The following is a 9,709-nucleotide window of genomic DNA, read 5'->3' on the forward strand; positions in this document are numbered from 1 at the left end:
CGCCGGTGTCGACGAAGGACGCGCCGGCGGTGGAGACCGTGCCGGTGACGTTCGGTGCGGCGGCCGTGCCCTGCACGCGGGCATCCACCCGCACCGTGCCCTGCACCGAGCGGCCGCCCTCGGCGAGGATGCGGTTGGCGATCGACAGCGGGGCGGTGCCGTTGAGGGCGAGGTCGAAGGTCGGCGTACCGGACAGGCCGACCGAACCGTTGGCGGTGAAGGCGAGGCCGGAGCCGGACAGCGAGCTGTCCACCGTCACGCGGTTGTCGGCGTAGGTGCCGCGTGCGGCGATATCGAGCGGGCCGACGCCGGCGTCGCGCGTCTGCGTCACCGAGAAGCCGGTGAGGCGGAGGTCGTAGTCGGCGCGGGGCGCGGACAGGGTGCCGGTCGCGCGCGCCGTGCCGTTCAACGTGCCCTGTGGGTCGATGCCGCTCGCCGCGGCTCCGGCCAGCGACGCCGGCACGTTGTCGAAGGCGACGTTGAGGTCGAGGCGCTGCCCGACCGTGCCCGAGGCGGTCACCGAGCCGGTGCCGAGGTCGACGCGGGCGGTCTGCAGCTGGACGCTGCCGTCGGCATAGGTGCCGGCCGCCGTGGCGTTGATCGCCGGGGCGCCGGCGGCGCGCGTCTGCGCCACCGAGACGTCGGCGGCTCTGAGATCGAAGGTCGCGCGGGGCGCCGCGATCGAGCCCGTCGCCGCCAGATTGCCCGACAGGGTGCCGCGCGCGTCGAGGCTCGGCTGCACGGCATTGGCGAGCGCGACTGGAAGCCGGTCGAGCGCGACGCGCAGGTCGAGCGCGCGCCCGACCGTGCCGCTGGCGTCGAGCGAGCCGGCGCCCGTGTCGATCCGTGCCCGGTCGAAGCGGGCCGTGCCGTCAGTAAACGTGCCGGCGATGTCGAGCGTGACCGTCTCGACCCCGCCCTGACGCAGCGGCGCTGCGGAAAGGCCATTGCCGGTGAGCGCGAAGGTCGCGTTCGGGGCGGCGAGCGTCCCGGTCGCGGTGGCTTGTCCGTTCAGCGTGCCGCGCGCGTCGAGACCGGGGCGCAGGCCATTGGCGAGCGCGGCCGGCAGGTCGACGATCTGGAGGCGGAGGTCGAGCGCCCGGCCGACCGTGCCCGTCGCCTCGATCCGTCCGGTGCCCGCGGTCAGGAGCGCCCGGTCGAGCCGCGCGGTGCCGCCGCGATAGAGACCCGCAAGGTCGAGCGAGACCGGCTCGACGCCCGCGCGCCGGATTTCGGCCGCGGTAATGCCGCGTCCCGCAAGATCGAAGGTGACGGCCGGGTTTTCCAGCGATCCCGTGGCCGAGGCCGTGCCGTTGATCGTGCCCTCCGCGCCCAGTCCGTCGACGAAGCCGTTGGCGAGGGCGACCGGCAGGTTCGAGATGTTGAGGTCGAGGTCCAGCGCCTCGCCGACCGTGCCGGTGGCCTCGACGAAACCGGAGCCGAGATCGACGCGCGCGGCCGACAAAGTCGCCGTCCCGTCGCGGTATCGGCCGGCGAGGGCGGCATTCACCCCTTGCAGATTGGCGGCACGCGTCTGCGCGGTGGCCACGCCCTCTGCGCGAAGATCGAGGTCGAGGTCGGGCGCCGACGACAGGCCGCCCACCGCCACCGTGCCGCTCGCCGTACCGGCGGCGTCGAGGCCTGCCACGAACGGATTGGCGATGGCGAGCGGGAAGCGGTCGAGCGCGAGATCGAGGTCGAACTGGTCGCCGGCCGAGCCGGACAGGGTGAGCGAGCCGGTGCCGGCGTTGAGGCGGATTTCGCTCAAGGTCGTGCGCAGGCTTCCGAGCGTCACCGCCGCGGGGGCGGCAAGCGCCACCGGTGCTCCGGGGATTGCGGCCGTCAGGCGCCGCAGCTCGATCACCGTGCCGGCGTCGGTAAAGGCGAGGTCGCCCGACAGCTCGGTCGGCACGTCGTTGATCCGGGCCGAGGCATTCAGGGCCGTCGCGTTGTTGATCTCCTCCAGCGCGGCGTTCAGCCGCTCGACCGTCAGGCCGCCGGCCGTGATCGCGGCGGCGGCCACGGTGCCGGTGGCACGCGGCGCGGTGAGGTAGTCCGTCGCGCGCAGCTGGATGCGGGCGCCGCGCAGCGCCGTCTCGGCATCGTTGCGCGTCAGCGTGAGGGAATTGCTGGTCAGATCGAGATCGGCGACCGGCGTGCCGCCGTTGCCGACCGCGAGCGACACGGTGCCGTTGAGATCGCCCGAGCCATCCTGTCCCGCGAGCGCGAGAAGGGTGGTGGCGTCTTGGATCGCGAGGCGGATCGCGCCGGTTGCCCGGTTCTCGCCGTCGAGCGCGACCTCGCCCTCCACCCGGTTCTGGCCCTGGCGCAGGAGAAGGTTTCGCAGGCGTCGCACGTCGCCCTCGGTCGCGAGATCGGCCGAGAGCGAGAGCGGCGCGCCGTCGAACGTGCCGTTGACGGCGACGGTCCCGGCGGGCGCATCGGGCGCGAAGGTGCCCTGGACGCGGGCCTGGAGATCGGTCAGCTGGCGGCCGACGACCTCGAGGTTGGAGGCGCTGGCGGTCAGGTCGATCACGGGCGCGCTGGTGGTGCCGGAGGCCTTGAGGTCGAACTGCGCCTGGCCGTTCAGGGCGGCGTCGGCGATCGCGGCCTGGTTGATCTGGCCGGTGATCGCGGCGGCGATCTCCTCGCCGGTGAGGTTGACCGACCCCGACAGGTCCAGCGCGTCGCCGTCGACGCGCAGGTTGTCGACGCCGAACGAGCCGTCCGCCGCGCGCCGGGCAAAGCCCGCGATCGCAACGCGCGGGCCGACATAGGGCACGGCGTCGCTCGACAGGGCGGCGGTCTCGATGTCGCTGTCGACGCGCAACTGGAACGTCGAGAAGTTGGAGGCGGCGTTGCCCGAAAGGGCAAGGTTCGCAGCCCCGGTGGTGAGCTTCGCCGTATTGAACGTGTAGCCGTCGGTCGTCAGCGCGCCGTCGACATTGACGGCGATCGGCCCTTCGAGGACGCGCGCGGCGATGCCGTCCGGCACCGAGGCGGACTGGGCGCCGAGATCGATGACGACCTGCCCGATCAGGTTGTTGAGATCAAAGCCCGGGCTCGTCGCCTTCAGCGTCACCGCATTGGCGACATAGTCCTCGAAGCCGGCGGTGCGCGCGCTCGCCGCAACGTCGAGCCTCGCCACCGACAGGCTGCCGCGCAGCGTCGCGTCGATCGACGAGATCTCGAGGGCGGTGCGCGCGCCCTGGCTGCCGAAGGCGAGCGGCACCGGGTTGGCGGCATCCGTGCGCAGGGCGAGCGTCAGGTCGTTGCCGGCCCCCGTCCGGTCGAACGTGCCGGATGCCGCAAGGTCGAGCGGCCCGGACTGGAGACGGCCGCTGTCGATCGCGATCACCCCGTCGGTCCGCAGGAGGACGTTGGCGGCAAGCTGGAGGTTGTCGCCGACGACGCCCTGGTAGGCGAGCGGCACGAAGGGGGCGGAGAGGGCGGTGAGGTCGACGCCGATGCGCCGGCCGTCCGCGCCGTTCTGGACGGTGGCGCGCAGGGTCGCGGCGCGCTCGGAGCCGAGGTCCAGCGTGCCGTCGGCGGCGAAGTTGTCGAACGGGCCGGTGCCGTTGATCGACAGGCTGACGGGCGGCGCGCCCGGCAGTTTCAGGAGCCCGGCGACGAGGCCGCCGGCCGGCTCGCTGGCGTTGACCGCGATCTCGAGGCGGTTGGCGTCCGGCTGGAAGCCGATCTTCAGCGCGATGTCGCCGCCCTGGTCGAGGCGGCGGATCGTGGCCGTCGCGTCGAGCTGTGTCGGATCGGGCGACAGGTTGAGCGCGGCCTCGGCGGCAAGGCGCGCGGGGATGCCGGCGACCGCCTCGTTCAGGACGAACTCGTTGATCGCGATGCGGTTGATGCGGGCGGCGATCGAGGGGAGGGAGAAGGGCTCGGAGGTTTCGTCGGCGGTCGGCGGGGCCGCGCGCGGCAGGCGGTCCATCACCACCTGTCCGGCCGACAGGTTCTGCACCTCGACGGTCTTGCGCACCAGCGCCAGCGGCGACCAGTCGAGCGCGAGGTTCCGCAAGGTGAGCCAGACGCCGTCGCGGTCGGCGACGGTCACCTCGTCGATCCGCACCTCGCCGCTGAAGGCACCGGACAGGCCCTGGATCTTCACCTGCCGGTCTTCGGTCGACAGGAGGTTCTCGAGCTGGCCGGCGAGGAACTGCGCGTGCGCCGGCTGCGCCGGAAGAAGCGCGGCCGCCACCAGCGCAAGCAGGCGCAGCTTCAGGAGGAGGGCGGAGAGGAGGCGCATCGCGATCATTCAGAAGGCCTGTCCGATGCCGGCGTAGATCTGGAACGAACCGTCGCGCGGGCCGGGGTCGAGCGGGATGCCGACATCGACGCGGATCGGGCCGAAGCCGGTGAGGTAGCGGGCGCCGACGCCCGCGCCGATCTTGAGGTTGCCGAAGTCCGGCGCGAAGTCGTCGCCGACCGTGCCGGCGTCGACGAAGGGAACGACCTGGATCTTGTCGGTGACGTTGAAGCGCAGCTCGGCCGAGGCCTCGAACACCGACAGGCCGCCGGTCGGCGTGTCGACGAAGAGCGGATTGGTGCCGGGCAGCGGGAACGGCGGATAGTAGGGGCCGATCGACTGGAAGACGTAGCCGCGCACCGAGCCGCCGCCGCCGGCGAAGAAGCGCCGGTCGGTCGGCACGTCGGCGAGGTCCGCCCCGGCGATCACGCCGTAGCCGACGCGCCCCGCGACCACGAAGCGGTCGCGCTCGTCGAGCGACAGGTATGCCGACACGTCGCCGCGCGCCTTGATGAAGGGCGTGCCGTCATCGATCTCGTAGGTCGGCTCGGCATAAAGCTTGGCGAGGAAGCCCTTCGTCGGGTTCAGCTCGTTGTCGCGTCCGTCGTAGGTATAGGTGAAGGGCACGGAGGCGAGCAGAAACTCGTTCTCGCCGAGATAGGTGCCGACGGTCTCGTACTCGGCGAGGAGGCTGACGGCGACCTTCTGCTGGTCGTCGATCATGTACTCGACGCCATTGCTCACCGCGATCGACTGGCGGTCGTAGGCGAGCGGCTGCTCGCGAAGGCCGGTGATCGAGCCGACATAGACCGAGTCCGGCCCGAGGACGCCCGGTTTGCGGAAGACGGCCGAGGCCTTGTAGTCGAACCCGTCGGTCTCGCGGCCGGTGTCGGACAGGGTGTTGGCGCCGATGCGCGAGACCGAGCCCTCGATGCGAAGGCTCTCGGCCCGGCCGAAGAGGTTGCGGTGCTCCCAGTAGGCGTTGGCGCCCGCGCCTTCCGTGTTGGAGAAGGTGGCGCCCGCGCCGATGACGCGGCGGGGCCGCTCGGCGACCGTCACCTGGATCGGCAGCGTGCCGTCGGGCGCCTGCGCGTCCGCCTCGCGGATCGTGGCGGTGGAGAAGACGTTGAGCTTGCGCAGCCGCTCGCGCGCCTTCTCGAGCGCCTGCGGCGAGTAGGTCTCGCCCGGGCGGATGCCGGTCATGTAGGCGATGAAGCCCGGCTCCATCCGTTCGTTGCCGGTGACGAAGGTCTGGCCGAACGGGATCGTCTCGCCGGGCGAAAGGGTGATCGCGATGTCGAGGCGCTGCGTGGCCGAGTCGGCCACGATGTCGCGGCGCGTGACGGCGACGAAGGGGCGGCCCTCGTTGCGCAGGTCCTGCACGATCCGCTTCTCGATCTGCAGGATGCGCACCGAATCGGCCGAGGAGCCCGGCGTCAGGTCGTAGGTCGCGGGGTCCAGCGGCACGCCGTTGGCGTCGAGGCGCACGGTGCCGACCTGGAACAGCGGGCCGGGATTGACGTCGATCGTCACCGGCACGGGGCGCGAGGTGTCGAAGGTCGCGTCGGGGGCCAGCGTCGCGATGTCCTGGCCCTCGATGCGGATGGTCACGAGCCCGTCGTAGCGCGCGTTCTCGTACAGCGTGCCGACGAGGCGGCGCCGGTCGCCCTTGGCCTTGGCAAGGAGGCCGAGCGAGCCCGACACCGGCTCGTCCTCGTCGGCATTCAGGGTCGACGCGGCCTCCATCGTGTCCTGCAGGTCGTCCTCGTCGGGCGAGACGTTGATCGTCACCTCGTAGCGGACGGGGTCCGGCAGTTCGGCGGCGGCCTTTTCCTCTTCCGACGGGCCGAAGAGGTTGAACGGGTCGAGGAAGCCGAGATCGAGGGCGCGGGCAGCAGGCGCGCCGAGGCCGAGGCCGAGCGCCATGGTGAGGGACGCGATCACCGCCACGGGGCGGGCAAGACGGGTCAATCCAGAAATCAACGCGGATGCTCTCTTCGCCCAGGCGGTCTTTTCGGGTTCGGGGCGAAGGCCGGTCCCGCAGCGGTTTCAGGCCGCTGCGCCCCGCCTTTCGAAGCGGGTAAAACCTTGGCCGCCGTCCCCGAGCGACACCGGTTCAAAATGCCGGACCGGGCTCAAATAACAACCGCTTGGTGAGCCTCGCGCAAGATTCACGAGAGGTTTTGTGGGAGTTGCGCCACAGTTCCGGTCCCGGCCCCAAGGCGCCCGGCGGGGGGTGGCGCGACCTTGCGTCGCGTCGGGTTCCGCCGCCGGGCTGCGGGCACCGTCCGGCCGTCGCTGGAACGGTTCCAGAATTCGCTTGCGGCCCGCCCGCCCGCCGTTGCAGTCTCGGCCTGCCCGACACGAGAACGCGGCGGCGCTTCATGCGCCGACAAGCTGCGCGGCGGGCGGGGCCCCGGTTTCGGGGCGCTATGGCAAGGTCGTCTCGGGAGGACGCGTATGACCGAAGTCTCCATGGTGGTGAACGGGCGCAGGATGACGGGCGCGGTCGAGGACCGCACGCTGCTCGTCCAGTTCCTGCGCGAGGGCCTCGGGCTCACCGGCACCCATGTCGGCTGCGACACGTCGCAGTGCGGCGCCTGCGTGGTGCATGTCGACGGGCGGGCGGTGAAGTCGTGCTCGATCCTCGCCGTCCAGGCATCGGGGTCGGACATCACCACGATCGAGGGCATTGCCAAGGGTCAGGACCTCCATCCCGTCCAGGCGGCGTTCCGCGAGCATCACGGGCTGCAGTGCGGCTACTGCACGCCGGGCATGATCATGACGGCGGTCGACATGATCGCCCGCCACGGCTCCAAGCTCGACGAGAAGACGGTGCGCGACGAGCTCGACGGAAATATCTGCCGCTGCACCGGCTACCACAACATCGTCAAGGCGATCCTGGCCGCCGCCGAACGCTCGGGCGCATCCGCCGAGCCGCAGCGCGTCGCGGCCGAATAGGGCCGGCGTCAGGGCCGACCGTTCCGGCACGCAACGCGTGCCGGCCTACCAGTTTCGATCTCGGGAGGATCTCATGGGTATCGAGGGCATCGGCGCGCGCGTCCTGCGCAAGGAAGACCGGCGCTTCATCACCGGTCGCGGCCGCTACACGGACGACATGGTCGTCCCCGGCATGAAATACGCCGCCTTCGTCCGCTCGCCGCACGCGCATGCGACGATCCGGGGCATCGACGCCTTGGCCGCGCGCGAGATGCCGGGCGTCATCGACGTTCTCGACGGCGAACAGCTGACGGGCGACGGCATCGGCAATCTCATCTGCGGCTGGGCGGTGACGTCGAAGGACGGCACGGGCATGAAGATGGGCGCCTGGCCGGCTCTCGCCGTCGGCACCGTGCGCCATGTGGGCCAGGCCGTCGCGGTGGTCGTGGCCGAGACGCGGGCGCAGGCCCGCGATGCGGCCGAAGCCGTCGAGGTCGACTACGAGGTGCTGGAGGCCGTGGTAGACGGCGCCAAGGCGCTCGAGGCCGGCGCGCCGCAGCTCCACCCGGAGGCGGAGGGCAACCTCTGCTTCGACTGGGAGCTTGGCGACAAGGCCGCGACGGAGGCGGCCTTCGCGAAGGCCGCACACGTCACACGCCTCGACATCGTCAACAACCGCCTCGTGCCCAACGCGATGGAGCCGCGCGCCGCGCTCGGCCACTACGACCCGGCCGACGACCACTACACGGTCTGGACGACGTCGCAGAACCCGCATGTCGCGCGCCTCGTCATGAGCGCCTTCTACAACGTCGCGCCCGAGCACAAGCTGCGCGTCATCGCGCCGGATGTTGGCGGCGGCTTCGGCTCCAAGATCTACATCTACCCCGAGGAGATCGTCTGCCTCTGGGCGTCCAAGCGCACCGGCGTTCCGGTGAAGTGGACGTCCGACCGCTCCGAAGCCTTCCTGACCGACGCGCACGGGCGCGACCACCAGACGAAGGCCGAGCTCGCCACCGACGAGAACGGTAAGATCATCGCGCTTCGCGTCGACACGATCGCCAATCTCGGCGCCTACATGTCGCTCTTCTCCTCGGCGACCCCGACCTACCTGTACGCGACGCTTCTGTCGGGCCAGTACGACATCCCCGCGATCTACGCCAACGTGAAGGCGGTCTACACCAACACCGTGCCGGTGGACGCCTATCGCGGCGCGGGGCGCCCCGAAGCGACCTACGTGGTCGAGCGCCTCGTCGAGACGGCGGCGCGCGAGTTGAAGCAGTCGCCGGCCGAGTTCCGCCGGAAGAACTTCATCACGTCCTTCCCGCACCAGACCCCCGTGATCATGAATTACGACACGGGCGACTTCAACGCCTCGCTGGAAGCCGGCATGAAGGCGGCTGACGTGGCGGGCTTCGAGGCCCGGCGCGCGCAAGCCAAGGCCAAGGGCAAGCTCCGGGGCCTCGGCATGAGCTGCTACATCGAGGCCTGCGGCATCGCGCCGTCCAAGGCCGTCGGCTCGCTCGGCGCGGGCGTGGGCCTCTGGGAATCGGCCGAGGTGCGGGTCAATCCCGTCGGCACGATCGAGATCCTGACCGGCTCGCACAGCCACGGCCAGGGGCACGAGACCACCTTCGCCCAGCTCGTCTCGCAGCGCCTCGGCCTGCCGGTCGACAACGTCCAGGTGATCCATGGCGACACCGACAAGGTGCAGTTCGGCATGGGCACCTACGGCTCGCGCTCGGGCGCGGTCGGCATGTCGGCCATCGCCAAGGCGCTCGACAAGGTGGAGGCCAAGGCCAAGAAGATCGCGGCGCACCTCCTCGAGGCCGCCGACGAGGACATCGTGATCGAGGGCGGCGAGGTGAAGGTCGCGGGCACCGACCGCAAGCTCGCCTGGCACGAGGTCGCTCTCGGCGCCTATACCGGCCACAACCTGCCCGACGGCATGGAGCCGGGCCTCAAGGAGGGCGCCTTCTACGATCCGCAGAACTTCACCTTCCCGGCCGGCTGCTACATCTGCGAGGTCGAGGTGGACCCGGAGACCGGCAAGACCGAGATCGTCCAGTTCGTGGCCGCCGACGACTTCGGCACCGTGGTCAATCCGATGATCGTCGAGGGCCAGGTCCATGGCGGGCTGGCGCAGGGGATCGGGCAGGCGCTTCTCGAGGGCGTCCACTACGACGATTCGGGACAGCTCGTGACCGCCTCCTACAACGACTACGCCATGCCCCGCGCCTGGGACCTGCCGATGTTCCAGGTGCTGACCACCGAGACGCCGTGCACCACCAATCCGCTCGGCATCAAGGGCTGCGGCGAGGCGGGGGCGATCGGCTCGCCGCCCGCCGTCATCAACGCCATCACCGACGCGATCGGCACAAACGAGCTGACCATGCCGGCAACGCCGCAGAAGGTCTGGCGCGCCCTGCGCGCGGCCGGCACGGCGAACTGAGGGAGGGGAGAGGCATGTACGAAACCCAATATCATCGCGCGACCTCGCTCAGCGAGGCG

General features: G+C 70.9%; 4 protein-coding genes. 2 read left to right on the top strand and 2 right to left on the bottom strand.

Annotated elements, in window-relative coordinates:
- Both QZ753_RS09020 and QZ753_RS09025 read right to left on the bottom strand, forming a co-directional pair.
- Positions 1-4,270, bottom strand: a 4,270-nt coding sequence (locus QZ753_RS09020; protein ID WP_294642953.1) for a hypothetical protein, incomplete at its 3' end; no start/stop codon positions are given.
- A complete protein-coding gene (locus QZ753_RS09025; protein WP_294642955.1) occupies positions 4,271-6,232 on the bottom strand; it encodes an autotransporter assembly complex family protein in 1,962 nt (653 codons plus the stop codon). It lies immediately after the preceding gene.
- A 489-nt stretch (positions 6,233-6,721) separates the two neighbouring features.
- Here QZ753_RS09025 and QZ753_RS09030 point away from each other — a divergent pair, with 489 nt between their 5' ends.
- Both QZ753_RS09030 and QZ753_RS09035 read left to right on the top strand, forming a co-directional pair.
- Complete coding sequence (locus tag QZ753_RS09030; RefSeq protein WP_294642957.1) at positions 6,722-7,222, top strand: (2Fe-2S)-binding protein; 501 nt, start codon at positions 6,722-6,724, stop codon at positions 7,220-7,222.
- 73 nt (positions 7,223-7,295) lie between these two features.
- The gene (locus tag QZ753_RS09035) at positions 7,296-9,650 is read left to right on the top strand and encodes a xanthine dehydrogenase family protein molybdopterin-binding subunit (RefSeq protein ID WP_294642958.1); all 2,355 of its coding nucleotides are present in this window, start codon (positions 7,296-7,298) and stop codon (positions 9,648-9,650) included.
- The last annotated feature ends 59 nt before the right edge of the window (positions 9,651-9,709 follow it).

Origin of the sequence: uncultured Aureimonas sp. (assembly GCF_913775355.1) — a bacterium.
Classification (GTDB): Bacteria; Pseudomonadota; Alphaproteobacteria; order Rhizobiales; family Rhizobiaceae; genus Aureimonas.